Source organism: Cellulomonas wangsupingiae, assembly GCF_024508275.1.
Taxonomy (GTDB): Bacteria; Actinomycetota; Actinomycetes; order Actinomycetales; family Cellulomonadaceae; genus Cellulomonas; species Cellulomonas wangsupingiae.
In genome coordinates, this window is sequence record NZ_CP101989.1 from 1,950,042 (window position 1) to 1,976,119 (window position 26,078).

Consider the following 26,078-nt stretch of genomic DNA (forward strand, 5'->3'; position numbering starts at 1 on the left):
CGTACCGGGCGCGGACCACGCGCCCGTGGGGGAACGGGGCGGGTCAGCGGTTCCGCGGACAGCAGGCACACGGGACCGCGGCGGCGCGACAGCACCGACACAGGCAGCGGTTCCCGGGGAGGTTCACGTGACGAGGGTGACACGCGTTCGGGTGAACCGGGAGGGTCGGTCCGGATCGCGAGACAGGTGTTCACGACGTGGACAGCCGTCCAGGGAGAGGTCGTGCGCGCGCCGCCGCAGGGCCCGGAGGCGGCGGGACGTGGTCCGGCGGGGCACGTAGTCTCGACCCCCGTGACCACCGCCGAACCCGTCGGGACGGACCGGACCGGCGCCCCGGCCTCGCTCACCGCCCGGCACCCCCGGGTCCCTGCCGCCCGCCTGCTCGCCGAGCTCGTCCCGCCGCGCCACTTCGCGCACGAGTCGTTCGAGACGTACCGGCCGGATCCGGCCCACCCGTCCCAGGCGCGCGCGCTCGACCGGCTCCGCGAGGTGGCCGGTACCCTCGCCGCACCCGTGCGCGGCGGCTGGTGGCGACGGCGCTCCGCGGCCGACGCGCCCGCCGTGTACCTCGACGGCGGGTTCGGCGTCGGCAAGACGCACCTGCTCGCGTCCCTGGCGCACGCCGTCGGCCACGAGCGCACGACGTACGGGACGTTCGTCGAGCTCACGCACCTCGTCGGTGCGCTCGGGTTCGCCGCGACCGTCGACGCGCTCGGCGAGCGGCGGCTGCTGTGCATCGACGAGTTCGAGCTCGACGATCCCGGCGACACGGTCATGATGTCCCGCCTGCTGCGCGAGCTCACGGACCGCGGCGTGGCGATCGCCGCGACGTCCAACACGCTGCCCGACGCGCTCGGCGAGGGCAGGTTCGCCGCCGAGGACTTCCTGCGGGAGATCCAGGCGCTCGCGGCGCGGTTCGAGGTCCTGCGGATCGACGGCGAGGACCACCGGCACCGCGACGTCACGACGCACGCCGCGACCCTCGACGCCGACGCGGTGCGCGCCCTCGTCGCCGGGCGGGACGACGCCGCGCTCGACGACTTCGACACCCTGCTGGGGCACCTCGCGGGCGTGCACCCCAGCCGCTACGGCGCCCTGCTCGACGGTGTCGACCTCGTCGGGCTGACGGGCGTGCACCAGGTCACCGAGCAGGACGTCGCGCTGCGGCTCGTGGTGCTCGTCGACCGCCTGTACGACCGCGACGTCCCGGTCGCGCTCGCCGGCGGGGTCGGCGTGGGCGGGGGGACGGGCACGGACCTCTTCACGGACGAGATGCTCGCGGGCGGGTACCGCAAGAAGTACTACCGCGCGCTGTCCCGCCTCGGTGCGCTCGCGGCCGAGGGCGCCGCGCTGGCCGCCGCGCGCTGAACGCCGGCCGCCGTCCGCTGAGGGGCGGCCGGCGCCCGGTCAGGCGAGGACGACGACGCTGCGCGCGGGCACGTCGACCACCACCGGCGCGTCGGGGCCGGCCGGGGGGTGCAGGACGCCGCCGTCCCACGCGGCGACGACCCGGACCGGACCTGCCACCGGCACCGGCACCGCCGCGGGGGAGTGCCCCAGGTTGACCACCACCCGCGCGTCGCCCCGGTGCAGGACGAGCACGCCCTGCCAGCCGGGCGCCTCCGTGGGCGCGGGCGCGTCGTGGATATCGAGCGCGGTCAGGTGACGGTCGCCCGACGCGAGGTCCGGCACGGCGCGACGCAGCGCGATGAGCACGCGGTACCACTCGAGGAGGCGTGCGTGACCCGGCTGCGCGGGTTCCGACCAGTCGAGGACGCTGGCCTCGAACGTCGCGGGGTCCTGCGGGTCCGGCACGTCGACCGGGCCGCCGTACAGCTCGACCCAGCCGTGACCGCCGAACTCGCGGGTCCGGCCCGCACGCACGGCCTGCGCCAGCTCCGGCTCGGGGTGGTCCGTGAAGAACTGCCACGGGGTCGTCGCCCCCCACTCCTCGCCCATGAACAGCAGCGGGCTGAACGGCGACAGCAGCACGAGCGCGGCCTGCGCGGCCTGCCCGCCCGGGTCGAGCCGGGCGCCGGGGCGGTCGCCCAGGGCGCGGTTGCCGACCTGGTCGTGGTTCGCCCCGAACACCACGAACCCGTGGCCGTCCACGTCGTCCGGGACCGGCGCCCCCCACGGCTCCCCGCGGAACGTGGAGATCCCGCCGTCGTGCACGAACACCCTCGTCAGCGCCTTGCGCAGCACCTCGGGCGTACCGAAGTCGACGTAGTACCCGTGCCGCTCGCCGGTGACCAGCGCGTGGACCGCGTGGTGCACGTCGTCGGCCCACTGGGCCGTCATGCCCCAACCGCCGTCCTGGGTGGTGGCGAGCGAGACCACGTCGTTGAGGTCCGTCTCCGCGACGAGCCCGATCGGCCGGCCGAGCGCGAGCGCGAGCTCGCCGACCTCGTCCGACAGCTGGGCCAGCACGTGGCGCGGGGAGTCGTCCCGCAGCTCGTGCACCGCGTCGAGCCGGAACGCGTCCACGTGGAAGTCCCGCGCCCAGCGCAGTACCGAGTCGCAGATCCAGCGGCGCACGTGCTCCGAGCCCGGACCATCGAGGTTGACGGCGCTGCCCCAGGGCGTGTGGTGCGCGTCGGTGAAGTACGGCCCCAGCTCGTGCAGGTAGTTGCCCGACGGCCCCAGGTGGTTGTGCACGACGTCCAGGCACACCGCCAGGCCCAGCCCGTGGGCCGCGTCGACGAACTCCTGGAGCGCCTGCGGCCCGCCGTACGGCTCGTGCACCGCGTAGGGCGCGACACCGTCGTAGCCCCAGCCGTGCCGGCCGTTGAACGCCGCCACGGGCATCAGCTCGACGACGTCGACGCCGAGCTGCACCAGGTGCTCGAGCCGCTCGATCGCCGACCGCAGGGTGCCCTGCGGCGTGAACGTGCCGACGTGGAGCTCGTAGGTGACGGCTCCCCGCACGTCGACGCCGCTCCACCCGCCGTCCGTCCAGGCGAACCTGTCGGCGTCGAACACGCGCGCCGGCCCGTGCACGCCCTCGGGCAGCCAGGCGGCGCGCGGGTCGGGGCGCGCCGGGCCGCCGTCCAGCGAGAAGGCGTAGTCGGTGCCGTGCGGCAGGGCGGCGTCCGCCACCCACCACCCGTCCTCCTGACGGTGCATCGGCGTGCGTGTGCCGTCGCCCGGCAGGACCAGGTCCACACGGTCGGGCAGGGGCGCCCACAGGCGCGGCGTCAGCGTCATGTCACACCCCTTCCCGCACGAGAAGCGCGACGGGCAGCCGCTCGAGCACGTCCGCCACCCGCTGCACCCCGCCGGGCACGACGCGGTCCGTGAGCACGTCGTGCCACACGCCGTCGGGCAGCGCCAGCGTGTGGTCCGCCCAGCCGCCCAGCCGCTCGACGGCCGCGGCCAGCCGGGTCGCGACCACCACGACCCGCGGCGCACCGCCCACCGTGCGGGCGTAGGTCATCGAGTGACCCGACGAGTGCGGCAGCGGCTCGAAGCCCGCCGCCGGTCCCACGAACGCGTCGGCCACGTCGCGCCGCACCCGCAGCGCACGGGACGTCACGAGCACCTTCTCGTCGGCCAGGCCGCGCGGGCCCGCACCCTCGTCGAGGCGCGCGAGGCGCGCCGCCAGCTCCTCGACGTCGACCGGCCGGCGGTTGTCGGGGTCGACGAGCGTCGGCGACGGCACCTCGGTGCCCTGGTACACGTCGGCGACGCCCGGCAGGGTCAGCTGGACGAGCTTGGTGCCGAGCGTCGCGGCGCGCACCGCCGAGCGGGTGCGCAGGTCCCAGTCGCCCAGCAGGCCCAGCACGACGGGGTCGGTGAGCGCCTGACGTGCCGTCGACAGCACCGCCTGCTCGTACGCCTCGTCGGGAGCCGTCCACGACGTGTGCGACTTGGCCTCGCGCATCGCCTTCGTCAGGTACTCGACCAGGCGGTCCTCGGCGATGGCCCCGTCGTCGGTCCACGTCCCGGCGAGCGTCTGCCACAGGAGGTACTCGGTGCGCCCGTCGAGCAGGGCCCCGCGGTACCCCGCCGACGCGCGGCGCAGGTCGTCGACCAGCGCGGACCACTCGCGGGGCAGCTCGGACAGCACACCGAGGCGCGCGCGGGTGTCCTCGCCCCGCTTCGTGTCGTGCGTCGACAGCGTCGTCATGCCCAGGGGTGCCGCGGCCTGCGCCCGCGACGCCCAGGCGGCCAGGTCGGTCGGCGTCGTCGCGAAGCGCGCGGGCTCCCCGCCGACCTCGCACAGCGCCACGAGGTGCGTCCAGCGGTAGAACGCCGTGTCCTCGACGCCCTTGGCCATGACGGCGCCGCAGGTCTGCTGGAAGCGCACGACGAGCTCGTCACGCCGCGGGTCGCGCGTGCGGCCGGCGGAGCCCGCCTCCCGCCCGAGCAGCAGGTCGAGCAGGACCGACATGGTCGCCTCCCGCTCGTCGCCCAGGTGGCGTCGCGCGCGCTGCGCCGCCGCCGCCAGGACGGCGGCGGACGTCGGCGGGGCGGGTTCGCCCGGCACGACGTAGGCCCGGTACCGGTCGAACGCGACGAGCAGCTCGACCAGGCACTCCTCGAGGGCGCGCCACGTGTGGTCCCGCAGCCGCAGGTCGTCGTGGCAGATCTCCGCGGCGAGGTTCGTCAGACGGTGCACCTCGGCGTACAGGGGACCGTCGACGACCTCGCGCTTGGCGGTCTCCTCGACGTCGTCGAACGCGTCCGAGACGTCGCCCGTCAGGCGGTGCATGACGGAGCCGAGGAGCGCCGCGCCGCCGGGGTCGACGAACGCCTGCTGCACCCGCCAGAGCGCCTCGTACCCGGTCGTGCCTGCGGTCGCCCAGTCGTCGGGCAGCTCCTCGCTGCCGGCGAGGATCTTCTCCACCACGACCCAGGCGCCGTCGGTCGCCTCGCGCAGCCGCGCGAGGTACCCGGCCGGGTCGGCCAGGCCGTCCGGGTGGTCGATCCGTAGGCCGTCGATCACGTCCTCGCGCAGCAGCCGCACCACCAGGGCGTGCGTCGCGTCGAAGACGTCCGGGTCCTCCACCCGGACCGCGACGAGCGTGCCGACGTCGAAGAACCGGCGGTAGTTCAGCTCCTCGTCCGCCACGCGCCAGTACGCGAGCCGGTAGTGCTGGCGCTCGACGAGCTCGGCCAGCGGCAGCTGCTCGGTGCCCGCGCGGACCGGGAACACGTGGTCGTGGTAGCGCAGGACCGTCGACGGACCCACGCCGGGCACGTCCAGCTCCTCCAGGCGCAGCTCGTCGCGTGCCAGCACGGCGCCGATGCGGTCGCCGAGCACGGGCATGAGCACCGCACCGTCGCCCGCCGACCAGTCGACGTCGAACCACGCGGCGAAGGGCGACGCCGGCCCGTCGGTGAGCACGGACCACAACGCACGGTTGTGCCAGACAGGGGTGGGCACGGCCATGTGGTTCGGCACGATGTCGAGCACCAGCCCCAGGCCCGCGGCGTGCGCGGCGTCCGCCAGGCGACGCAGGCCCGCCTCACCCCCCAGGACGGGCGACACGGTGTCGTGGTCGACGACGTCGTACCCGTGCGTCGAGCCGGGCGCCGCCGCCAGCACGGGCGACAGGTAGACGTGGGTCACGCCGAGCGAGGCGTAGTACGGGACCCGCGCCGCGACGTCGTCGAACGTCAGGTCCGCGCCGAGCTGCACGCGGTACGTCGAGACGGGCACCGGGTGACCGGTCCGCACGGAGCGCCGCTCCGGCACGGCGCGCAGGGCCGGAGCCTCGGTCACAGGTGCGTCCGTCCGGCCTTGCTGGCTTCGCGCGCGGCCGCGGCGGCCGACCCGCTGCCCGACGCCGAGGGCGTCTCGTGCTCGGGAGGCCGGGTGAGCAGCACCATGGACCGCGGGGCGACCGTCAACCGGCCGCGCGCACGCACCTCCCGGCCGGGCCGCACCTGGGAGTCGGTGTCCAGCACGGCCGTCCACACGGCGCCGTACTCCGCGCCGGGGAGCTGGAACTGCTTCTTCTCCCAGTGGCTGTTGAACAGCAGCAGGAACGAGTCGTCGACGACCTCCTCGCCGCGCAGGTCGGGCTCGTCGATCGCGTCGCCGTTGAGGAACACCATCACCGCGAACGCGTGGTCGGAGCTCCACGCCTCGTCGGACATGTGCCCGCCCGTGGGCGTCATCCAGGCGATGTCGCGCAGGTCGGACTCCCCGCCGTGCTCGGCCGCACCGGCGAAGAACCGGCGCTGGCGGAACACGGGGTGCTCGCGGCGCAGGTGGATGATGCGGCGCGTGAACTCCAGCAGCGACTGCCGGTCGTCGTCGAGGTCCCAGTCGACCCAGGTGATGTCGTTGTCCTGGCAGTAGCCGTTGTTGTTGCCCAGCTGCGTGCGCCCGAGCTCGTCCCCGTGCGCGATCATCGGCACGCCCTGCGAGAGCAGCAGCGTCGCGAGGAAGTTGCGCTGCTGGCGTGCTCGCAGGCGCAGCACCTCGGGGTCGTCGGTGGGACCCTCGACGCCGCAGTTCCAGGAGCGGTTGTGGCTCTCGCCGTCGCGGTTGTCCTCGCCGTTGGCCTCGTTGTGCTTGTCGTTGTAGGAGACCAGGTCGCGCAGCGTGAACCCGTCGTGCGCCGTGACGAAGTTGACGCTCGCGATCGGACGACGGCCCGTGTGCTCGTACAGGTCGGAGGACCCCGACAGGCGGCTCGCGAACTCTCCGAGCGTCGAGGGCTCCCCGCGCCAGAAGTCGCGCACCGTGTCCCGGTACTTGCCGTTCCACTCCGTCCACAGCGGGGGGAACCCACCGACCTGGTACCCGCCCTCACCCAGGTCCCAGGGCTCGGCGATGAGCTTGACCTGCGAGATCACGGGATCCTGGTGCACGAGGTCGAAGAACGCGGAGAGGCGGTCGACCTCGTGGAACTGACGCGCGAGGGTGGCGGCGAGGTCGAAGCGGAACCCGTCCACGTGCATCTCGGTCACCCAGTAGCGCAGGGAGTCCATGATGAGCTGCAGCACCGCCGGCGAGCGCATGAGCAGCGAGTTGCCGGTGCCGGTGGTGTCGAAGTAGTGCGAGGGGTCGTCGTCGACGAGCCGGTAGTAGCTCGCGTTGTCGATGCCGCGGAAGCTCAGCGTCGGGCCCATGTGGTTGCCCTCGGCGGTGTGGTTGTACACGACGTCCAGGATCACCTCGATGTTCGCGGCGTGCAGCGCCTTGACCATCGACTTGAACTCCTGCACCTGCTGGCCGCTGCCGGACAGGGAGGAGTACCCGTTGTGGGGCGCGAAGAACCCGATCGTGTTGTAGCCCCAGTAGTTCGACAGGCCCTTCTCCTGCAGGGAGGGGTCGTTGACGAACTGGTGGACCGGCATGAGCTCGATCGCCGTGACCCCGAGGCTCGCCAGGTGCTCGACGACCGCCGGGTGCCCCAGGGCCGCGTACGTCCCGCGCAGCTCCTCCGGGACCGCGGGGTGCAGGCGCGTCAGGCCCCGTACGTGCGCCTCGTAGATCACGGACTCGTGGTACTGGTGCTCCGGCGGACGGTCGTGTCCCCAGTCGAAGAACGGGTTGACGACGACCGACGTCATCGTGTGGCCCGCGGAGTCCTGCTCGTTGCGGGACTCGGGGTCGCCGAAGGTGTACGAGTACAGCGACGGGTCCCCGTCGATCTGCCCGTCGATCGCCTTGGCGTACGGGTCGAGCAGCAGCTTGGACGGGTCGCAGCGGTGCCCGGCCGCCGGGTCGTAGGGGCCGTGGACGCGGTAGCCGTACCGCTGGCCGGGTGCGATGGCCGGGAGGTAGCCGTGCCACACGAAGGCGTCGACCTCCGGCAGGTCGACGCGCGTCTCGGTCCCGTCGTCGTCGATGAGGCACAGCTCGACACGCTCGGCGACGCCGGAGAAGATCGCGAAGTTCGTCCCCGTGCCGTCGTAGGTGGCGCCGAGGGGGTAGGGGCGTCCGGGCCAGATGTGCATGCGTCCAAGACTGCCAGGAGGGGGTGGCGGCGTCGCTTCGAGCCGGTGTGCGCCAGATCACGTCACGTCGCGTCACGGCACGTCACGCAGCGGCGTCCACCCGTCAGCCGATCGAGACGAGCTCGCGCACGTCGTCGTCCGGCAGGGTGTCGGCGACCGCGCTCACCGTCAGCTCCCGGAGCGTCGCGGTACCCCGGTGCACGGAGAGGAACGCGGTGTCCGACGCGTCGCGCCCGGTCGCGATCCGGACCAGCGACGACCGCGGGGCCAGCGTCGTCGCGTCGACGACGCGCCACCGGCCCTCGACGTACGCCTCGGCGACGGCGTGGAAGTCCATGGGGTCGAGGCCGGGCGCGTACACCGCGACCAGCCGTGCCGGCACGTCGAGCGCGCGCAGCAGCGCCACGACGAGATGGGCGAAGTCGCGGCACACACCGCGCCGGGCGAGCAGCGTGCGGACAGCGCCGTCGGTCGGCAGGCTCGATCCGGGGGCGTAGGCCAGCCGGGTGCCCACCCAGGAGCTGACGGCTGCGAGCAGGTCCACGCCGGCCAGCCCGCGGAACTCGGAGCGCGCCGTGGGTGCCAGGACGTCGGACTCGCAGTAGCGGCTCGGACGCAGGTACACGAGCTGGTCCGCGGGGACGTCGGGCTCCTGGTGGGCGCGGCCGGTGACCTCGGCGCGGTAGTCCACGGTCAGGAGCCCGGGCCCGACGTCGACGACGTGCAGCCGGGTGCCGTGCGGGTCGACGACCTCGCGCGCCACCACGTCGCGGCCCGCGCTGACGATCGCCAGCGACTCCCTGGGGTCGTGGACGCCCGCGACGGCCACCTCCAGGACGAGCCGGGCGGGTGACGTGACGTCCAGGACCAGGTGGGCGGTCATCTCGCGCTGCACGGGCGTCATCGTGGCAGAGGTGGGCCGCCGGCGCCCGGGGAGCGGCGCTCCCCGTGGCATGAAGCGTTTAGGGCCCCGAGTCGTGGCGGGGACCTCGGCTACCGTGGCCGGACCGGCGTCTCCGACGCCCCGGACACGTCGGAGACGAGGAGCGAGGCACCCATGACCGCAGCGCCCGAGCACACGGACCCCCGGCTGACCGTGATCGTGCCCACGTTCAACGAGGCACCCAACGTCGCGGAACTGGTCCGGCGCGTCGGGGTGGCCGTGCGGGGGCTGGGTGCCGAGCTGCTGTTCGTGGACGACTCGACCGACGACACCGCCGACGTCGTGCGGGCCGTCGCGCGCACCGCCGAGCTGCCCGTGCGGGTCATCCACCGCGACGAGCCCGTCGGGGGCCTGGGCGGTGCCGTCCTCGAGGGCGTGCGGGCGTCGACCGCGCCCTACTTCCTGGTGATGGACGGCGACCTCCAGCACCCGCCCGAGCTGATCCCCACCCTCGTCGCCCGGGTGCAGGAGCCAGACGTCGACGTCGCGGTCGCCTCCCGCTACGTGGGTGACGGGTCGAGCGCGGGGCTCTCGGGGGTCGTGCGCCGCGCGGTCTCCTCGACGTCGACGTCGGTGACCCGGGCGATGTTCCCCGTCCGGCTGCGTGACTGCTCCGACCCGATGACCGGCTTCTTCGCCGTGCGGCGCGGCGCGGTGGACCTCGACGCGCTGCGGCCGCGCGGGTTCAAGATCCTGCTGGAGATCCTCGCCCGCCACCCCATGCGCGTGGTCGAGGTGCCGTTCGTCTTCGGTGCCCGCTACGCGGGGGAGTCCAAGGCCAATCTGGCGCAGGGTCTGCACTTCATGTGGCAGCTCGCGGGACTGCGCTTCGGTCGCATGTCCCGGTTCGCGATCATCGGCGGCATGGGGGCCGTCGCGAACATCGCGATCGTCTGGCTGCTGACCACGCTGGGCGCGCCGTGGCTGCTCGCGGCCGTCGTCGCGGCCGAGGTGACGATCGTCGGCAACTTCCTGCTGCAGGAGCGCTTCGTGTTCCGCGACCTGCGGCACGAGGGCAAGGGCATGTGGGCGCGCTTCGCGCAGTCCTTCACGTTCAACAACGTCGAGACGGTCGTGCGGCTGCCGCTCGTGGCGCTGCTGGTGGAGACGATGCACGTCGCCGCGGTGCTGGCCACCGCCATCACGCTCGTCGTGGCCTTCGTCGTCCGGTTCACCTTCCACTCGCGGATCGTGTACCGCCCGCGGGCGTCGAGCCGCCGCGCGGACCTGGTCGAGCGCGAGGCCGAGCAGGCGGGCCCGGCGCCGGCGCCGTCGACGGAGGCCGTCTGACCGACCGCGTGCGGTGCGCCGCGGCGCACCGCAGGATGGTGCACGCCGCTACCGGGAGGACGCCATGCCGCAGCCCGACGACACCCGACTCGACCTCGCGCTCGTGCGCACCTACCTCAACGACCACATCACCGGCGCGGCGGCCGTGTCGTCACGCGTCGAGCGGATGAGCCGGAACCCCGACGCCGGCGAGGACGCGCCCGCGCTCGCGCGCCTGGCACGCGAGCTGCGGCAGGAGCGCGAGGTCCACGAGGCGACCGCGCGGGACCTCGGGTTCACGCTGTCGCGGTGGAAGCACCTCGGGGCCGCCGTGGGCGAACGCGTCGCGCGGCTCAAGCCCAACGGCCGGGTGCTGCGGCGCTCACCCCTGTCCCTGGTCATCGAGCTGGAGGTGCTGCGCTCGGGGCTCGAGGGCAAGCGGCTGGGCTGGGCGACGCTGCGCGAGCACGCGGCCGCCCTGGGGCTCGACACGGTCCGCCTCGACGGGCTCGTCGAGCGCTCGCGGGAGCAGGCCGAGCTCGTCGAGACGCTGCACGCCCGGCACCGCGCGTCCGCGTTCGGCGCGCCCGAGGCCGCCGCGCCCTAGGCTGCGCGACGGAGGTGGCGATGGACGCGCTGCAGGACTGGACCGGCAGGGTCGCGCCGCTGCTCGGGGTGGACCCCGAGGTGGTCGCCGCGACGGGGGACGACGTGCTCGACATGGTGCGCGACGTCGCGCACGGGGTCGTGCGCCCGGCGGCGCCGCTGACCGCCTACCTGGTGGGCCTGGCGGCCGGTCGCGCCGCCGCGCAGGGCGCCGACACGGTCGCCGCGGTGCGCGAGGCGCTGACGCGCGTCGACGCGCTGCTCAGCGAGCGGGGTCCGCAGGAGGGCTGACCAGGCCCGCGAGCTGCCTGGCCTCGGCCAGGTCGTCGAGGTCGTCCACGTCGAGCGCCACCGCAGCGGACACCACGACGTGGCGCGTGCGCAGGCCGACGAGCAGGTCGCGAGCCGGGCGGTCGTGCGGGCTCCCGGCGAGCCGCTCCCGCAGGGCGGCGACGCGGTACGCCGCGAGCAAGGGCTGGGGACGGCCGTCGGGCCCGGTCGCGAGGGCGGCCCCCGCGTCGGGCGCCCCGCGCAGCGCATCGCACAGCGGTGTCACGGCGGTCCCGGCGAACGGCTGGTCCCCGGCGAGCACGACGACGACCTGCGTGCCCGGGTGCGCGGCCAGTCCCGTGGTGACACCGGCGGCGACGCCGGCGAACGGGCCACCGCCGGGTGGGTCCTCGCGGGTCCACAGCACGTCACGGCCCACGTCGCGCGGCTCGCCTACGACGACCACGGGCAGCGGTCCCACGTCGTCGAGCAGCCGTCGCAGCACGGGGACCCCGCCCACGTCGAGCGCGGTCTTGTCGACGCCGCCCAGCCGACGCGCCGTGCCGCCGGCGAGGACCACCACGAGCGGTGCGCAGGTCACGGCGCCACGCTACGCGCCCCCGCGCGTCACGGGACGGACGCCGCGACCCGCTCGACGTAGGCCGAGCGCGGGGCGGCGGCCACGTCCGCGGGCGCGCCGCGCTGCACCTCGCGCCCGTCCTCGAGGACCAGCAGCTCGTCGGCGAGGTCCAGCGCGTCGCGCAGGTCGTGGGTCACGAGCACCGCGGGGAGCCCGGACCGTACGGCGCGCCGCACGACGTCGCGCACGCGCACCCGCGTCGCGGCGTCGAGCGCACCGAACGGCTCGTCCAGCAGCAGGGCGCGGGGTCGTGCCGCCAGGGCGCGCGCGACGGCGACCCGCTGGGCCTGGCCGCCGGAGAGCCGGTCGGCACGCGTCCGGGCGTGCGGTGCCAGCCCGAGCTCGGTCAGCAGGGCGTCGGCGGCGGCACGCGCCGCGGCGGCACGGACGCCGCGCGCCCGTGGCCCGAACGCGACGTTCTCCCGCGCCGAGAGGTGCCCGAACAGCAGGCCGTCCTGCAGCACGACGCCGAGCTGCCGGTCCCGCGGTGGCACGTGGCGGCCCTCCGCCGCGTCCGCCAGCACGTCGTCACCCAGGCGGACGTGGCCCCCGGTGAGCGCGAGCAGGCCGGCGAGCGTCTCCACGAGGGTCGACTTGCCGCTGCCGTTCGGCCCCATGACGGCCAGCACCCGTCCCGCGCGCACGTGCAGCGCCGCGTCGAGGACGACCGGGCCGCGGTCCACCCGGACGTGCGCGTCGAGCGTCATCGGGCGTCCTGCCCGCTCCGCGGGGGACGGGCGCCTGGCAGCCCGCCGACCCAGCGCCCGCGCATCACCACGAGCACGGCGACCGACAGCCCGAGCAGCAGCACCGACATGGCGACGGCCTGCTCCGGTGCGCTGTCCATGGCGAGGTAGACCGCGAGCGGCATCGTGCGGGTGGTCCCGGGGAAGCTGCCCGCGAACGTCACCGTGGCGCCGAACTCCCCGAGCGCCCGCGTGAAGCACAGGGCGGCCCCGGCGGCGACGCCCGGTGCGACGGCCGGGAGCGTCACGCGCCGCAGGACGTAGGCCGGGGAGGCGCCGAGCGTCTGGGCGACCAGCGCACGGCGCCGGTCCGCCCCGCGCAGCGCCCCCTCGACGGACAGCACGAGGAACGGCAGCGCCACGAAGACCTGGGCCAGGACGACGGCGACCGACGTGAAGGGCACGGTCAGGCCGAACCAGGCGTCCAGCGAGGAGCCCAGCAGACCGCGCCGGCCCAGGAGCAGCAGCAGCGCGACGCCGCCGACGACGGGCGGGAGCACGAGCGGGACGGTGACCAGCGCCCGGAGCAGCCACGCACCGCGCAGGTCGTCGCGGGCGAGCAGCCACGCGAGCGGCACGCCGAGCACCAGGGCCACGAGCGTCGCGCTGCCCGCCGTGAGCAGCGAGAGCCGCAGCGCCTGCAGCACCGCGGGGTCGGCGACGAGCGCGGGCAGGTCCCGCCAGGGGGTCGCCGCCAGGAGCGCCACCAGGGGCAGCACGAGCACGGCCACGCCCCCGGCCGCGAGGACGACGAGCACCCGGGTGCCCCAGCCGGTCGCGAGCGGGGTCCGCGTCGGCGGGGCCGTGCGAGCCGTCGGCGACCTCACGGGACCCCGAACCCGGCGTCGGTCAACGCCTGCCGTCCGGCGTCGCCCTGCAGCAGGGCGACGAACGCGGCTGCCGCCCGCGGGTGCGGCGCCTCGGGGAGGACGAGCGCGGGGTAGTCGGTCGTGCCCTGGGCGTGCGCGGGCAGGTCGACGCCCTCGACGGCGCCGGCGGCCGCCCGGACGTCGGTGCGGTACACGAGCCCGGCGTCGGCCTCGTCGAGCACGAGGCGCGTCAGCACGGCACGGACGTCCTGCTCCAGGGTGTCGGGCGCCGCGACGACGCCGGCGAGCTGCAGCACGTCGGCGGTCACGTCGCCGCAGGGCACCTCCGGCGCGCACAGGGCCACCGTGAGGTCCGGGTCGGCCAGGTCCGCGACGGACGTCACGCCGCCGGGGTTGCCCGCCGGTACCGCGAGCTGCAGCCGGTTCGTCGCGACGACGACGGGCTCACCGCCCACGACGTCGGTCGCGCGGGTCATGGTGGCCCGGCTCGCCGTGACGAGGACGTCGACGGGTGCGCCCGCGACGACCTGTCCGGCCAGCGCGGAGCTGCCGGCGAAGCTCGTCCGCACGGTCAGTCCCGGGTGCGCGGCCTCGAGCTGGTCCGCGGCCTGCGTGACGACCTCGGTGAGGGAGGCGGCCGCGAGCACGACGAGTGCGTCGTCGAGCGCGGGCGGACCGTCGGACGCCGCCCCGGCCGTGGGGGGCGGCGTCGCCGTCGCGCACCCGCACAGGAGGAGCGCGGCCGCCAGGGCCGGCACGCCGGCACGGCGCCGGCGGTCCCTCACGGTCGTTCCACGTGCTCGACGGCCACGTCGGTCGCCTTCACCGACGCGACGGCGACGACCCCCGGCTCGAGGCCGAGCTCGTCGGCGGCCTCGCGGCTGATGAGCGACACGACGCGGTACGGACCGGCCTGGATCTCGACCTGCGCCATGACGGTGTCCCGCACGACGCGCGTCACGATGCCGCGCAGCCGGTTGCGGGTCGACCGGTGGCTGCTGCCCGGCGCGGGCCCCGAGCCGAGCTCCTGCGCGAGCGCGGCGAGGGTCACGCCGTCGATCTCGTGGTGGCCGGCGGCGCCCCGCACCGAGGTGAGACGGCCGGAGTCGATCCAGCGGCGCACGGTGTCGTCGCTGACGCCCAGGAGCGTCGCGGCCTCGGTCACCCGGTAGGTCGGCACCGCGCCAGCCTAGGCCAGGGCCTCGCATGTGCGGCGCATTCGGCGCATTCCCGCCGCATCTGCGGTGTCGAGCCCTCGTCGCGCCGATCGCCCTAGGCTGCGCAGATGACCACCGACGACTCGCGCCTGCGTGCCCCGGCCCGGCGTGTCGTGGCCGCGCGCGTCACGTCCGATCCCGTCGACGTCGACGCGCTCGCCCGGGCGGTGGGGGACGCCGCCGCCGGCGCGGTCGTGACGTTCGCGGGCGTCGTGCGCGACCACGACCACGGGCGCGGCGTCACGGGTCTGGAGTACGTCGCCCACCCCGACGCGGGCGACGTCGTCGCGCGCGTCGTCGCGGACGTCGTGGCCCGCAGCCCCGTCGACGCCGTCGCCTGCGTGCACCGCGTCGGCGCGCTCGCGGTGGGCGAGTGCGCCCTGGGCGTCGCGGTGTCCGCGGCGCACCGTCAGGAGGCGTTCGCCGCCGCCGCGCTGCTCGTGGACGAGATCAAGGCGCACCTGCCGGTGTGGAAGCGTCAGGACCTCGCCGCGGGCGGGCACGAGTGGGTGGGCAGCGCCTGAGACCTCAGCCGCCCGCGAACGGCGGCAGCACGTCCACGCGGTCGGGTGCGCCGACCTGCTCGTCGCGGTCGCGGTGCAGGACGCCGTCCACGAGCAGCGCGCACCGCGCGGCCACGTCGCGCAGCGCCGGGCCGTGGCGGGCGACCAGGGCGTCCAGCAGGCCGCCGACAGTCGTGCCGGCGGGCACGTCCACCTGCTCGGCGTCGCAGCCGGCCGCCTCGGCGGCCGCCGCGAAGTAGCGCACCTCGACGACGCGCGCAGGCGTCGTGGCAGGCGTCGTGCGGTCCGGGTCGGTCGTCGTCATGTCCTCACCCTCCGATCGCGCTCATGGTCCTCGGCGGCTGCAGGAACGTGGGGTCGTCGATGCCGTGCCCGGCGGCCTTGCCCCACATGGCCGTCCGCCACGCCGCGGCGAGCGCGGCGTCGTCGGCCCCGCCGCGCAGCAGGCCGCGCAGGTCGTCCTCCTCGCGCGAGAACAGGCAGCTGCGGACCTGCCCGTCGGCGGTCAGGCGCGTCCGGTCGCAGGCGCCGCAGAACGGCCGCGTCACCGACCCGATGACGCCCACCGTCGCACCGGGGTACCCACGCACCCGCCAGGTCTCGGCGGGTGCGGCGCCCCGCGTGCCGTCCGGCTCGGCGTCCAGCTCGAAGGCCGCGCACAGCGCGTCGAGGATCTCGCGCGCCGTCACCATGTCCTCGCGCACCCACGACCCGTGCGGGCCGAGCGGCATCTGCTCGATGAAGCGCAGGTGGTACCCGTGCGCGAGCGCCCACGTGAGCAGCGGGACGGCCTCGTCGTCGTTGACGCCGCGGACCAGGACGGCGTTGACCTTCACGGGTGCGAGCCCTGCGGACACCGCGGCGGCGAGCCCTGCGAGCACGTCGGCGTGCCGGTCCCGGCGGGCGATCACGGCGAACCGCTGCGGGTCGAGCGAGTCGAGCGACACGTTGACCCTGCCCAGCCCGGCGCCCGCGAGCGACGCCGCCCGCTTGTCGAGCCCCAGGCCGTTGGTGGTCAGCGCGGTGCGGACCGCGACGCCGTCGTGGGTGCGCAGCGCCGACGTCGCCGCGACGATGCCCTCCAGGCCGCGCCTCAGCAGCGGCTCGCCGCCCGTGAAGCGGACCTCCCGGACGCCCAGGTGCTCCACGCCGACGCGCACCAGCCGGACGACCTCCGCGTCGGTGAGCACCGTGTCGTCCGGCGCCCACGGGAGACCCTCGGCCGGCATGCAGTAGGTGCAGCGCAGGTTGCAGCGGTCGGTCAACGACACGCGCAGGTCGGTCGCCACCCGCCCGTAGCGGTCGACCAGGCCCCCTCCGCGCGGCGCCGCGGCACCGGCGGCGCTCACGGCTCGCATCCGGCGATGATACGGAGCACCCCGGTGGCACGTGCGGCCGGTCCACCGCGGGGGAGGGCGGGCGCCCGGCAGTAGGTTGGGCCCATGGCCGACGTCCTCGCCGGTGCCGGGCTGCCGGTCCGTACCGTCCGCACGCTCGACGAGCACGCCGCCGCGGTCCTCGCGCTCGCCGGCCCGCTGGCGCCGGTGCGCGTGCGCCTGGCCGACGCCCGGGGGCGCGCGCTCGCGGTCGACGTGCGCAGCGCGGTCGACCTGCCGCCGTGGGAGAGCTCGGCGATGGACGGGTACGCGGTGCGTGCCGCGGACCTGCACGTCGGCGCGGTGCTCGACGTCGCCGACGACGTGCCCGCGGGCGACACGCGGGTCGTGCGCGTCCCGGCGGGCGCCGTCGTGCGGATCATGACCGGTGCACCCGTGCCCGACGGCGCCGACACGGTGCTGCCCGTCGAGCTGACGGACGGCGGCACCCGACGCGTGCGGATCGACGGCGTCGTGGCCGCGGGCGCGCACGTGCGCCGCCGCGGCGAGGACGTCGGCACCGGGGACGTCGTGCTGCGCGCCGGCGACGTCCTGGGGCCCGGTGCGATCGGCCTGCTGGCCGCCACGGGGCACGCGCACGTGGAGGTGCACGCCGCGCCGCGCGTGGCGGTGCTCTCGACGGGCTCCGAGCTCGTCGCGCCCGGCGTCCCGCTGCGGCACGGCCAGATCCACGAGTCGAACGGCCCCCAGCTGGCGGCCGCGGCCGCGGCGGCGGGCGCCGAGGTCGTCGACGTGCGCTGCGTGACGGACGACGTCGACGCCGTGCGCGCGGCGCTGAACGACCTCGGGGCGCGGGCGGACGTCGTCGTGACCACGGGCGGGGTGTCCGTGGGTGCGTACGACGTGGTCCGCGACGCGCTGCTGGCGGACGGCACGGGTGAGCTCGTGCACGTGCGGATGCAGCCGGGCAAGCCGCAGGCCGTCGGCGCGCTCGCCGACGGCACGCCCGTGCTCGCACTGCCCGGCAACCCCGTCAGCTCGTTCGTGTCGTTCGAGGTGTTCGTCCGTCCGCTGCTGCGGCGGATGCTCGGGGCGCGCGACGTGCACCGCCGCACGCTGTCCGCCGCCGCCGCGGAGGACCTGCGCTCGCCCGCGGGGCGCCGCCAGCTGCTGCGGGCGCGGCTGGACTGGACCGGGGGTGCACCCGTCGCGGTGCCGGTCGGCGGCCCCGGCTCGCACCTGCTCGGCGCGCTCGCCCGCGCGGACGCGCTGATCGACGTCCCGCAGGACGTCACGCACGTGGCCGCGGGCGACCCCGTGGCCGTCATCGACCTGAGGGAGCACGACGCGTGAACGAGCCGGACCGCCTGACCCACGTCGACGCGCAGGGGGCGGCGCACATGGTCGACGTGGCCGACAAGGCCGTGACCGTCCGCAGCGCCCGCGCCACCGGTCGCCTCGTGACGACCCCGCAGGTCGTGGCGCTGCTGCGCGGCGAGGGCGTGCCGAAGGGCGACGCGCTCGCGGTGGCGCGCATCGCGGGGATCCAGGCGGCCAAGCGCACGCCCGACCTCGTGCCCCTGTGCCACCCGATCGCGATCCACGGCGTGAGCGTCGACCTCGAGGTCGTCGACGACGGCGTGACGATCGACGCGCGCGTGCGCACGGCCGACCGCACCGGCGTCGAGATGGAGGCGCTGACCTGCGTGGCGGCCGCCGGGCTCACCCTCGTGGACATGGTCAAGGCCGTCGACCGCGGTGCCCACCTCACCGACCTGCGCGTCGAGGAGAAGTCGGGCGGCCGCAGCGGGACGTGGACGCGTGGCTGACGCGCCCGGCCCGGGCGACGCGCCGGGCGTGCCGGCCCCGGGGCGCCGTGCGGTCGTCGTGACGGCGTCGGACCGTGCAGCGGCCGGTACGTACGCCGACCGCTCGGGCCCGGTGCTCGTCGCCGGCCTGCGCGCGCTCGGGCTGCGGGTGGACGACCCCGTGGTCGTGCCGGACGGCGCACCCGTCGAGCAGGCGCTGCGCGACGCGGTCGCGGCGGGCGTGGCGCTCGTCGTCACCACCGGCGGGACGGGCCTCGGCCCCCGGGACGCCACGCCCGAGGCGACGCTCGCGGTGCTGGACCGCCGGGTGCCGGGCATCGCCGAGGCGCTGCGCGCGGACGCCGTGCGCCGCGGTGTCGCGGCCGGAGTGCTGTCACGCGGCGTCGCCGGCGTGGCGGGACGCACCCTGGTCGTCAACGTCGCCGGGTCGGTCGGTGCCGCGCGGGACGCGCTCGAGGTGCTCGCGCCCGTGCTGCCCCACGCGCTGGCGCAGGTCGCGGGCGGGGACCACCCGGGCTGACGCCGCACGTCAGCTGCCGTGCGCCGCGGTCAGGCGCGCCCAGGCGGCGGCACCTCCGGGGACGTGGCGGACGTCGCGCACCCCGGCGGCGCGGGCGAGCGCCGCCGCGTGCGCCGAGCGCGCACCCGCCCGGCACAGCAGCACCAGCGGCCGCTCGGGGTCGAGCTCCGCCAGCGTGGCCTCGTCGACGAAGCGGGCGAACGGCACGTGCCGCGCGCCCGGCAGCGGCGCCCCGGCGGCCTCGACGGCGTCGCGCAGGTCGACGACGTCGACGTCACCACCCCGCGTCTCCAGGAGCCGCACCAGCTCGCCCGCGTCGTCCGCCGCGTCGCCCGGGGCGGCGGACGGCGTCGCGCGGGCCGGGCGGTCCGCCGCCGCGGCCGCGGACGGGCCGGGGGTGCGGCGGCGCACCGGGACGTCCTGCCACGTGCCCGCGAACGCGTCGTGGACGGCGACCCGCCCCAGCAGCGTGCGCCCGGTGCCGCACACGAGCTTGACGACCTCGAGGGCCATCGCCGCGCCCGCGGCGGCGCACACGGCCCCGAGCACGCCGTCGACGGCGCACGACGGCACCGAGCCGTCGGGCGGCGGGGCGCCGAACACGTCGCGCAGGTCGACACCGTCACCCGTCGGCGGGGCGGACCAGAACGTGCTGACCTGGGCGTGGCCCCGCTGCAGCGACCCCCACACCCAGGGCAGGCCCAGCTCCGCGCACACGTCGTTGACGAGGTAGCGGGTCGCGAAGTTGTCCGTGCCGTCGACGACGACGTCGTAGCCGGACAGCAGGTCCCGGGCGTTGTGAGGGGCCAGCCGCACGTCGTGCGTCCGGACGTCGGTCGCCGGGTCCAGCGCCCGCACGGCCGCGGCCGCGGAGTCGACCTTGCGCCGGCCCACGTCCGCGGTGCCGTGCACGACCTGGCGCTGCAGGTTGGACGCCTCGACCACGTCGTCGTCGAGGACGCCCAGCGTGCCCACGCCGGCTGCCGCGAGGTACAGCAGGACGGGCGAGCCCAGGCCGCCGGCGCCGAGGACGAGCACACGCGCCGCGAGCAGGCGACGCTGCCCCGCCTCACCGACCTCCGCGAGCGCCAGGTGCCGCGCGTAGCGCGCCACCTGGCCCGCCGTGAGCGGCGGGCCCGGGGCCACCAGCGGCGGCAGCGGGGCGCTCACCCGTGCGGCCTCGTCGCGACGCCCGTCACGGTGGTCAGCAGCACCACGCTGTCCTCGAGCGCCACCACCGCGTGCCGCTCGTGCGTGAGCTCCCACAGCTCGCCGGCGGCGACCTCCTGCTGCACCTCGTCCCCGACCTCGACGCGCACCCGCCCGCTCAGCGCCTGCAGGCTGGCCGCGGGCGGGGACGAGTGCTCCCCGAGCCGGGCTCCGGCGACGAGCGCGAGGACGGTCTGGCGCAGCTCGCCGTCGTGCACGACCAGCTGGGCGCTGCGGCCGTGCGGGTCCGTGCGGGCGGCGGCGAGCAGCTCGGCGGCGGTGGTCTGCAGATCGGTCATGGGCCGATCCTCGCAGGGCTCGCGCCGCGACGCGTCGCAGGGCACGCGGTCCGCGGGTTCTCACACGCCGTGCCGCGGGCGTGTGCGCGGAACGTTCGCGGCGGGTTACGCGGGGGCGCGTCCGGGTGAAACACGGGCTTCCTAGCCTCGACCTCGACGCCGGCACCGCGCGGCGACGCCACCGCCGGGTCCCGACCCGGCCCGACGCCCGACCCCGCGCGCCCCTCGCACGCGGCCCGACGCCCGGAGGCTCCCGTGACCCAGACCCCGACGACGCCCGCCCCGCCGGCGGGGACGCCCGCGCCACCGGCCACGACCGACCACGGTCCCGGTGCCGTCGTCCTCAGCGCGCCCGGCGTCGCCCCCGAGCTCGTCCGGCACCGCGGCCGCTGGCTGCACGGCTGGAACCCCGAGGCCTCCGACCAGTGGCAGGACGTCGGGCGCACGGTCGCCCGCCGCAACCTGGGGCTCTCGGTGTTCGCCGAGTTCCTCGGGTTCGCCGTCTGGGCGCTGTGGAGCATCGTCGTGCCGCAGCTGCCGGCCGCCGGGTTCGTGCTGACGGCCGACCAGATGTTCTGGCTCATCGCGGTGCCGTCCCTCGTCGGCGCGGCGCTGCGCATCCCGTACACCTTCGCCGTGCCGCTGTTCGGCGGGCGCAACTGGACCGTCGTGTCGGCCCTCCTGCTCCTCGTGCCGACGGGGGCGCTCGTGTGGGCCGTGCAGCGCCCCGACCTGTCGTTCGGCGTCCTCCTGCTGGTCGCCGCGCTCGCGGGCGTCGGCGGCGGCAACTTCGCGTCGTCCATGGCGAACATCTCGTTCTTCTACCCGGAGCGGGAGAAGGGACGGGCCCTGGGCCTGAACGCCGCCGGCGGCAACCTGGGCACCGCGGCGGTGCAGTTCGCCGTGCCGATCGTCATCGTCGGCGCCGCCGGCGTGCAGCTGGAGCGCGCAGGCCTGATGTTCGTGCCGCTCGCGATCCTCGCGGCGCTGCTCGCGTGGCGCTTCATGGACAACGTCAAGGACGCGGCCACCGATCCGCGGACCTACGGCTCGGCCGCCCGCCGGCGGCACACCTGGATCATCTCCTTCATCTACATCGGCACGTTCGGCTCGTTCATCGGGTTCTCGGGCGCGTTCCCGACGCTGCTGAGGAACGAGTTCCCGGACATGACGCTGTCGATCGCGTTCCTCGGCGCGCTGGTCGGTTCCGTGGCACGCCCCGCCGGCGGGAGCCTGGCCGACCGGCTCGGTGGGGCGCGCGTCACCGTCGCGGCGTTCGCGGTCATGGCGGCCGGCACGGTCTCGGCCATCTTCGCCCTGCGGTCGGGCTCGTTCGGGCTGTTCTTCGGCTCGTTCCTCGTGCTGTTCCTCGCCACGGGCGCCGGCAACGGCTCGGTGTACCGCATGATCCCGGCCGTGTTCCGCCACGGCGCGGGTGACGAGGCCGACCGCGCGCGCCGCGCCAAGGTCGCGGCCGGGTGCATCGGCATCGCCGGTGCCGTCGGTGCCGTCGGCGGCTTCCTCATCCCGCGCGGGTTCGCGATCTCGACCACGCAGACCGGGGGGATCGAGGCCGCGCTGTGGGTCATCGTCGGGATGTACGGCGTGATGGCCGTCACCACCTGGGTCGTGTACGGCCGCCGTGGTGCGGCGTTCGGCGACGCCGTCATCTGATGACGTCCACCACGACCGCGCAGGACGAGCGGACGGCCACGACCCAGGTCGCGACCGTCTGCTCGTACTGCGGCGTGGGCTGCGGCATCGTCCTCGACGTCGGCCCGGACGGCGCGGTGCGGCGGGCGAGCGGCGACCGGTCGCACCCGTCCAACGCGGGGCGGCTGTGCACCAAGGGCGCGACGAGCGCCACGATGCTCGCGGCGGGCGGGCGCCTGACCAGGGCGCTCGTGCGTCCCGAGCGCGGAGCGGAGCCCGTCCCGGCCGACGTCGACGCCGCGATCGACACGGTCGCGCACCGGCTGCGGGAGATCCTCGACCGCGACGGCCCGGACGCGATCGCGCTCTACGTGTCGGGTCAGATGAGCATCGAGGCCCAGTACCTGGCCAACAAGCTGGCCAAGGGCTTCCTGCGGACGAACCAGATCGAGTCGAACTCCCGGCTCTGCATGGCCAGCGCGGGCACGGGGTACAAGCTCTCGCTCGGCTCCGACGGCCCGCCGGGGTCGTACGACGACCTCGACCACGCCGACGTGTTCCTCGTGATCGGCGCCAACATGGCCGACTGCCACCCCGTGCTGTTCCTCCGCCTGCTCGACCGGGTCAAGGCCGGCGCGCGGCTCGTCGTCGTCGACCCCCGCCGGACCGCCACCGCCGACAAGGCGGACCTGTTCCTGCAGGTGCGGCCGGGGACGGACATCGCGCTGCTCAACGGGCTCCTGCACCTGCTGGTCGAGGCGGACGCGGTCGACGAGGAGTTCGTCGCCACGCACACGCAGGGCTGGGAGGCGATGCCGGAGCTGCTGGCCGACTACCCGCCGGAGGTCGTCGAGTCGATCACCGGGGTCCCGCAGGCCGACCTGCGCGCCGCGGCCGCGATGATCGCCGGTGCGCGGGACTGGGTCTCGTGCTGGACCATGGGGCTCAACCAGTCGACGCACGGCACCTGGAACACGAACGCGCTGGTCAACCTGCACCTCGCCACCGGGGCCATCGGCCGGCGGGGGAGCGGCCCGTTCTCCCTGACCGGGCAGCCCAACGCCATGGGTGGGCGCGAGATGGGGTACATGGGACCCGGGCTGCCCGGGCAGCGCAGCGTGCTCGACCCCGACGACCGCGCGTTCTGCGAGGACCTGTGGCAGGTGCCCCGCGGGACGATCCGTGCGGACGGCGTCGGCGCCGGCACGGTCGACATGTTCCGCCGCATGGCCGACGGCGAGATCCGCGCGTGCTGGGTGATCTGCACCAACCCGGTGGCGTCCGTCGGCAACCGGCGCACGGTCATCGAAGGGCTCGAGCGCGCCGAGCTGGTCGTCGCGCAGGACGTCTTCGTCGACACCGAGACCAACGCGTACGCCGACGTCGTCCTGCCCGCGGCCATGTGGTCGGAGGCCGACGGCGTCATGGTGAGCTCCGAGCGGACCATGACCCTCGCGCGCCGCGCCCTGGCCGCGCCGGGTCAGGCCCTGCCCGACTGGCAGCTCGTCGCCCGCGTCGCGACCGCGATGGGCTTCGAGGGGTTCGCCCACACCTCCTCGCAGGAGGTCTTCGACGAGCTCCGCCGCGCGAGCAACCCCCGCACCGGGTACGACCTGCGGGGGATCTCGTACGACCGCCTGCGCCGCGAGCCCGTGCAGTGGCCGTGCGCGTCCCCCGACGCCCCCGCCCGCAACCCGGTGCGCTACCTCAACGACGGTGAGCACCGACCCGTCCTGACGTACCCCGACGGCACGCGGCCCCGCCTGGCCTTCGCCACCCCGAGCGGGCGCGCGGTCTTCCACGCCCGCCCGCACGCCGACCCCGCGGAGCTGCCCGACGACGACCACCCGTTCTGGTTCACCACCGGCCGCGTGCAGCACCAGTGGCACACGATGACCAAGACGGGCAAGGTCCCCGCGCTCAACAAGCTCGAGCCCGGGCCGTTCGTCGAGGTGAACCCGGTCGACGCCGCACGGCTGGGGCTCGTCGGGGGCGCGACGGTCGAGGTGGCGTCCCGCCGGGGGCGCGCCGTGCTGCCGGTGGACGTCACCGACCGGGTCCCGCCGGGGACCTGCTTCGCCCCGTTCCACTGGAACGACGTCTTCGGGGAGTACCTCGCCGTGAACGCCGTGACCAACGACGCGGTCGACCCGCTGTCCTTCCAGCCCGAGCTCAAGGCGTGTGCCGTCGCGCTCACCCCGGTGACGGTGGTCGAGCCTGCCACGGCGGCCCCGGCGTCCGGCGCGACGCCCTCCACGCCACCGCCCGACGCGCCCGCGCCGCCGCGCGGTCCGGGGATCGACGGCCCGGTGACGATGCAGGCGCTCGCGGCGGCGCTCGGCGTCGACGACGTCGCCACGCCCGTCCTGGGCGACGACGAGCGGCGCTACCTGTCGGGGTTCCTCGCCGGGCTGGGACGGGGGGCCGCCGGGACGCCCGTGCTGCCGCCGTCGGCGCCGCTGAGCGGGGACCACGCGCTGTGGGTCGACGGCGTCCTGGCCGGCATGTTCTCGCGGGCGCCGGTGCCCGCGGGCCCGGCGGCGGCGACCCGGACCGTGACGGTGCTGTGGGCGTCGCAGACGGGCACGGCCGAGGAGGTCGCCGGCCTGGTGGCGCGACGGCTCGCGGGCGCCGGGCGCACACCGCGGGTCGTCGCGATGGACGACGCGCTGGACGACCTGCCGCGCTCCGGCGACCTCGTCCTGGTGACCAGCACCTTCGGTGACGGTGACGCACCGGACAACGGCGCGGCGCTGTGGGAGCTGCTGGCCGACCCGGAGGCGCCGTCGTTCGAGGGCGCCCGGTTCGCGGTCCTCGCCCTCGGCGACCCGTCGTACGACCGGTTCTGCGGCCACGGCCGGCGCCTCGACGGCCGGCTCGCCGAGCTCGGCGGGCAGCGCCTGCTGCCCCGGCTGGACCGCGCGCCCGGTGACGACGAGGCGGTCGGGGCCTGGCTCGACGTACTGGTCGTCGCGCTGACGCCGGACGCCGCGGGGCCGGCAACCGCGTCCGCCGTGGCGACGGACCGCGCGCCGGTGCGGACCTCGCCCGTCCTGCCCCCGCAGCCGGCGGCGGCCGGCGCGGCGGCGGACGCCGGCCCGCCCCGTGCGACGCGGGCGCGTCCGGGCGCCGCGCGGATCGTCGTCAACCGGCGCCTGGGCGCCCCGGGGTCGGGCAAGGAGGTGCGGCAGGTCGTCCTCGACACCACGGGCAGCCCGCTGCCGCTGACGTACCGGGCCGGGGACGCGGTGGCGGTCCACCCGGTCAACACCGGGCCCCTGGTCGAGCTGTGGCTCGCGCGCACCGGCCTGTCCGGTGACGAGGCGGTCACCCTGGACGGCGCGCGACGGCCCCTGGCGGACGCCCTGCGCACCGACCTGGACCTGACGCGGCCCGCGACGCCGCTGCTGCGGTTCGTCGCCGACCGGTCGGCCGACCCGGACCTGCGCCGGCTGCTGGGCCCCGGGCACCGCGACACCCTGCGGACGTGGCTGTGGGGCCGTCAGGTCGTCGACGTCGTCGCCGGGGTCCGTGCCGACGCCCAGGCGTGGGTGGACGTCCTGCCGCGCCTGCAGCCGCGGCAGTACTCGATCTCCTCCAGCCCGCACGCCGACCCGGACCGCATCGCGATGACGGTGGGCGTCGTGCGGTACAGCGGCCCGGCCGGGGACCCGCGGGCGGGGGTCTGCTCGGCGTACCTGGCCGACGCCGCGGACGGTGCGCAGCTCGCCGTGCACGTGCAGCCGTCCGCGCACTTCCACCTGCCCGAGGACGGGTCGGTCCCGGTGGTCATGGTGGGGCCGGGCACCGGCGTCGCACCCTTCCTCGGGTTCCTCGCCGAGCGTCGGGCGCGTGCCGCGACGGGGCCGGGCTGGCTGTTCTTCGGCGAGCGCCACGCCGCCACGGACTTCTGGTACCGCGAGGAGCTGGCGGAGCTGCAGGCGCAGGGCGTGCTGACCCGGCTCGACACGGCCTTCTCCCGGGACCAGCGCACGACCGTGTACGTGCAGGACCGGATGCGCGAGCAGGGGGCGCGGCTGTGGTCGTGGCTCGAGCAGGGCGCCCACGTGTACGTGTGCGGGGACGCCGCCCGGATGGCGGCGGACGTCGACCGGGCGCTGCGCGACGTCGTGGCGTCGCACGGCGCGACGACCCCGCAGGACGCGGCCGCGTACGTCAGCCGGATGGCCAAGGAACGCCGTTACGTGCGCGACGTGTACTGACGGGAGATGCGGCGGTGGCGGCCCGGTACGACGTTTCGCGCGGTCC

23 protein-coding genes are annotated in these 26,078 nt (G+C 75.8%); 10 read left to right on the forward strand and 13 right to left on the reverse strand.

The features are described from left to right. Nucleotides 1-291 precede the first annotated feature (291 nt). Nucleotides 292-1,368, forward strand: coding sequence for a cell division protein ZapE (gene zapE, locus NP075_RS09030; RefSeq protein WP_227562873.1), 1,077 nt, complete (start codon nucleotides 292-294; stop codon nucleotides 1,366-1,368). 39 nt (nucleotides 1,369-1,407) lie between these two features. On the opposite strand, the gene treZ is transcribed toward zapE, so the two are convergent. From treZ to NP075_RS09050, 4 genes are all read right to left on the reverse strand, one after another. Further along, nucleotides 1,408-3,207 carry a malto-oligosyltrehalose trehalohydrolase gene (gene treZ, locus NP075_RS09035; protein ID WP_227562874.1) on the reverse strand — a complete coding sequence of 600 codons (1,800 nt, stop codon included), beginning with the start codon at nucleotides 3,205-3,207 and terminating at the stop codon, nucleotides 1,408-1,410. Between the two features lies 1 nt (nucleotide 3,208). Next, on the reverse strand, nucleotides 3,209-5,728 hold the full coding sequence (gene treY, locus NP075_RS09040; RefSeq protein ID WP_227562875.1) for a malto-oligosyltrehalose synthase: 2,520 nt from the start codon (nucleotides 5,726-5,728) through the stop codon (nucleotides 3,209-3,211). Next, nucleotides 5,725-7,917, reverse strand: a complete 2,193-nt coding sequence (glgX, locus tag NP075_RS09045; protein ID WP_227562876.1) for a glycogen debranching protein GlgX — start codon at nucleotides 7,915-7,917, stop codon at nucleotides 5,725-5,727. Before glgX ends, treY begins: the two co-directional genes overlap by 4 nt. A 103-nt stretch (nucleotides 7,918-8,020) precedes the next feature. Then, nucleotides 8,021-8,812, reverse strand: coding sequence for a transglutaminase-like domain-containing protein (locus NP075_RS09050; protein ID WP_227562901.1), 792 nt, complete (start codon nucleotides 8,810-8,812; stop codon nucleotides 8,021-8,023). A 162-nt stretch (nucleotides 8,813-8,974) separates the two neighbouring features. Here NP075_RS09050 and NP075_RS09055 point away from each other — a divergent pair, with 162 nt between their 5' ends. From NP075_RS09055 to NP075_RS09065, 3 genes are all read left to right on the forward strand, one after another. Next, the gene (locus NP075_RS09055) at nucleotides 8,975-10,150 is read left to right on the forward strand and encodes a glycosyltransferase (protein WP_227562877.1); all 1,176 of its coding nucleotides are present in this window, start codon (nucleotides 8,975-8,977) and stop codon (nucleotides 10,148-10,150) included. A 64-nt stretch (nucleotides 10,151-10,214) separates the two neighbouring features. After that, nucleotides 10,215-10,736 carry a hypothetical protein gene (locus NP075_RS09060; RefSeq protein ID WP_227562878.1) on the forward strand — a complete coding sequence of 174 codons (522 nt, stop codon included), beginning with the start codon at nucleotides 10,215-10,217 and terminating at the stop codon, nucleotides 10,734-10,736. A gap of 20 nt (nucleotides 10,737-10,756) precedes the next feature. Beyond that, nucleotides 10,757-11,026: a DUF6457 domain-containing protein gene (locus NP075_RS09065; RefSeq protein WP_227562879.1), complete on the forward strand. Its 270-nt coding sequence runs from the start codon at nucleotides 10,757-10,759 to the stop codon at nucleotides 11,024-11,026. On the opposite strand, the gene mobA is transcribed toward NP075_RS09065, so the two are convergent. The 5 genes from mobA to NP075_RS09090 are packed head-to-tail and all read right to left on the reverse strand — an operon-like array spanning nucleotide 10,998 to nucleotide 14,401. Continuing rightward, nucleotides 10,998-11,606: a molybdenum cofactor guanylyltransferase gene (mobA, locus tag NP075_RS09070; RefSeq protein WP_227562880.1), complete on the reverse strand. Its 609-nt coding sequence runs from the start codon at nucleotides 11,604-11,606 to the stop codon at nucleotides 10,998-11,000. The genes NP075_RS09065 and mobA overlap by 29 nt on opposite strands. A 26-nt stretch (nucleotides 11,607-11,632) precedes the next feature. Further along, nucleotides 11,633-12,352, reverse strand: coding sequence for an ATP-binding cassette domain-containing protein (locus NP075_RS09075; RefSeq protein ID WP_227562881.1), 720 nt, complete (start codon nucleotides 12,350-12,352; stop codon nucleotides 11,633-11,635). Further along, nucleotides 12,349-13,218 (reverse strand): ABC transporter permease, encoded by an 870-nt coding sequence (locus NP075_RS09080; protein WP_227562882.1) that lies wholly within the window; start codon nucleotides 13,216-13,218, stop codon nucleotides 12,349-12,351. The genes NP075_RS09075 and NP075_RS09080 overlap by 4 nt, the downstream gene beginning before the upstream one ends. After that, complete coding sequence (modA, locus tag NP075_RS09085; RefSeq protein ID WP_227562883.1) at nucleotides 13,215-14,006, reverse strand: molybdate ABC transporter substrate-binding protein; 792 nt, start codon at nucleotides 14,004-14,006, stop codon at nucleotides 13,215-13,217. The genes NP075_RS09080 and modA overlap by 4 nt, the downstream gene beginning before the upstream one ends. Then, entirely contained in the window at nucleotides 14,003-14,401 is a 399-nt protein-coding gene (locus tag NP075_RS09090; protein WP_227562884.1) for a TOBE domain-containing protein, read from the reverse strand. Before NP075_RS09090 ends, modA begins: the two co-directional genes overlap by 4 nt. Before the next feature lie 105 nt (nucleotides 14,402-14,506). On the opposite strand from NP075_RS09090, the gene NP075_RS09095 reads away from it, so the two are divergent. Then, nucleotides 14,507-14,962 carry a molybdenum cofactor biosynthesis protein MoaE gene (locus NP075_RS09095; RefSeq protein ID WP_227562885.1) on the forward strand — a complete coding sequence of 152 codons (456 nt, stop codon included), beginning with the start codon at nucleotides 14,507-14,509 and terminating at the stop codon, nucleotides 14,960-14,962. 4 nt (nucleotides 14,963-14,966) lie between these two features. Here the strand turns inward: NP075_RS09095 and NP075_RS09100 are convergent, their stop codons facing one another. Both NP075_RS09100 and moaA read right to left on the reverse strand, forming a co-directional pair. Beyond that, the gene (locus NP075_RS09100) at nucleotides 14,967-15,266 is read right to left on the reverse strand and encodes a MoaD/ThiS family protein (RefSeq protein WP_227562886.1); all 300 of its coding nucleotides are present in this window, start codon (nucleotides 15,264-15,266) and stop codon (nucleotides 14,967-14,969) included. A 4-nt stretch (nucleotides 15,267-15,270) separates the two neighbouring features. Beyond that, entirely contained in the window at nucleotides 15,271-16,320 is a 1,050-nt protein-coding gene (gene moaA, locus NP075_RS09105) for a GTP 3',8-cyclase MoaA (RefSeq protein WP_227562887.1), read from the reverse strand. An 84-nt stretch (nucleotides 16,321-16,404) separates the two neighbouring features. On the opposite strand from moaA, the gene NP075_RS09110 reads away from it, so the two are divergent. From NP075_RS09110 to NP075_RS09120, 3 genes are read left to right on the forward strand one after another with little or no spacing between them, the layout of a single operon-like run. Then, nucleotides 16,405-17,652 carry a molybdopterin molybdotransferase MoeA gene (locus NP075_RS09110; protein ID WP_227562888.1) on the forward strand — a complete coding sequence of 416 codons (1,248 nt, stop codon included), beginning with the start codon at nucleotides 16,405-16,407 and terminating at the stop codon, nucleotides 17,650-17,652. Then, nucleotides 17,649-18,128: a cyclic pyranopterin monophosphate synthase MoaC gene (gene moaC / locus NP075_RS09115; protein ID WP_227562889.1), complete on the forward strand. Its 480-nt coding sequence runs from the start codon at nucleotides 17,649-17,651 to the stop codon at nucleotides 18,126-18,128. The genes NP075_RS09110 and moaC overlap by 4 nt, the downstream gene beginning before the upstream one ends. Further along, on the forward strand, nucleotides 18,121-18,648 hold the full coding sequence (locus tag NP075_RS09120) for a MogA/MoaB family molybdenum cofactor biosynthesis protein (RefSeq protein ID WP_227562890.1): 528 nt from the start codon (nucleotides 18,121-18,123) through the stop codon (nucleotides 18,646-18,648). Before moaC ends, NP075_RS09120 begins: the two co-directional genes overlap by 8 nt. A 9-nt stretch (nucleotides 18,649-18,657) precedes the next feature. On the opposite strand, the gene NP075_RS09125 is transcribed toward NP075_RS09120, so the two are convergent. Then, complete coding sequence (locus tag NP075_RS09125) at nucleotides 18,658-19,818, reverse strand: ThiF family adenylyltransferase (protein ID WP_227562891.1); 1,161 nt, start codon at nucleotides 19,816-19,818, stop codon at nucleotides 18,658-18,660. After that, the gene (locus tag NP075_RS09130; protein ID WP_227562892.1) at nucleotides 19,815-20,156 is read right to left on the reverse strand and encodes a cupin domain-containing protein; all 342 of its coding nucleotides are present in this window, start codon (nucleotides 20,154-20,156) and stop codon (nucleotides 19,815-19,817) included. The genes NP075_RS09125 and NP075_RS09130 overlap by 4 nt, the downstream gene beginning before the upstream one ends. Nucleotides 20,157-20,411: 255 nt before the next feature. On the opposite strand from NP075_RS09130, the gene NP075_RS09135 reads away from it, so the two are divergent. Beyond that, a complete protein-coding gene (locus NP075_RS09135; protein ID WP_227562893.1) occupies nucleotides 20,412-21,830 on the forward strand; it encodes an MFS transporter in 1,419 nt (472 codons plus the stop codon). After that, entirely contained in the window at nucleotides 21,830-26,032 is a 4,203-nt protein-coding gene (locus NP075_RS09140; protein WP_227562894.1) for a bifunctional nitrate reductase/sulfite reductase flavoprotein subunit alpha, read from the forward strand. Before NP075_RS09135 ends, NP075_RS09140 begins: the two co-directional genes overlap by 1 nt. Nucleotides 26,033-26,078: the final 46 nt, after the last annotated feature.

Coding starts and splice junctions, on each gene's coding strand:
- NP075_RS09075 (WP_227562881.1), bottom strand. CDS start 12,352: ATGACGCTCGACGCGCACGTCCGGGTGGACCGCGGCCCGGTCGTCCTC.
- moaA (WP_227562887.1), bottom strand. CDS start 16,320: ATGCGAGCCGTGAGCGCCGCCGGTGCCGCGGCGCCGCGCGGAGGGGGC.
- NP075_RS09100 (WP_227562886.1), bottom strand. CDS start 15,266: ATGACGACGACCGACCCGGACCGCACGACGCCTGCCACGACGCCTGCG.
- NP075_RS09110 (WP_227562888.1), top strand. CDS start 16,405: ATGGCCGACGTCCTCGCCGGTGCCGGGCTGCCGGTCCGTACCGTCCGC.
- NP075_RS09065 (WP_227562879.1), top strand. CDS start 10,757: ATGGACGCGCTGCAGGACTGGACCGGCAGGGTCGCGCCGCTGCTCGGG.
- treZ (WP_227562874.1), bottom strand. CDS start 3,207: ATGACGCTGACGCCGCGCCTGTGGGCGCCCCTGCCCGACCGTGTGGAC.
- NP075_RS09140 (WP_227562894.1), top strand. CDS start 21,830: ATGACGTCCACCACGACCGCGCAGGACGAGCGGACGGCCACGACCCAG.
- NP075_RS09130 (WP_227562892.1), bottom strand. CDS start 20,156: ATGACCGATCTGCAGACCACCGCCGCCGAGCTGCTCGCCGCCGCCCGC.
- NP075_RS09060 (WP_227562878.1), top strand. CDS start 10,215: ATGCCGCAGCCCGACGACACCCGACTCGACCTCGCGCTCGTGCGCACC.
- NP075_RS09095 (WP_227562885.1), top strand. CDS start 14,507: ATGACCACCGACGACTCGCGCCTGCGTGCCCCGGCCCGGCGTGTCGTG.
- NP075_RS09055 (WP_227562877.1), top strand. CDS start 8,975: ATGACCGCAGCGCCCGAGCACACGGACCCCCGGCTGACCGTGATCGTG.
- glgX (WP_227562876.1), bottom strand. CDS start 7,917: ATGCACATCTGGCCCGGACGCCCCTACCCCCTCGGCGCCACCTACGAC.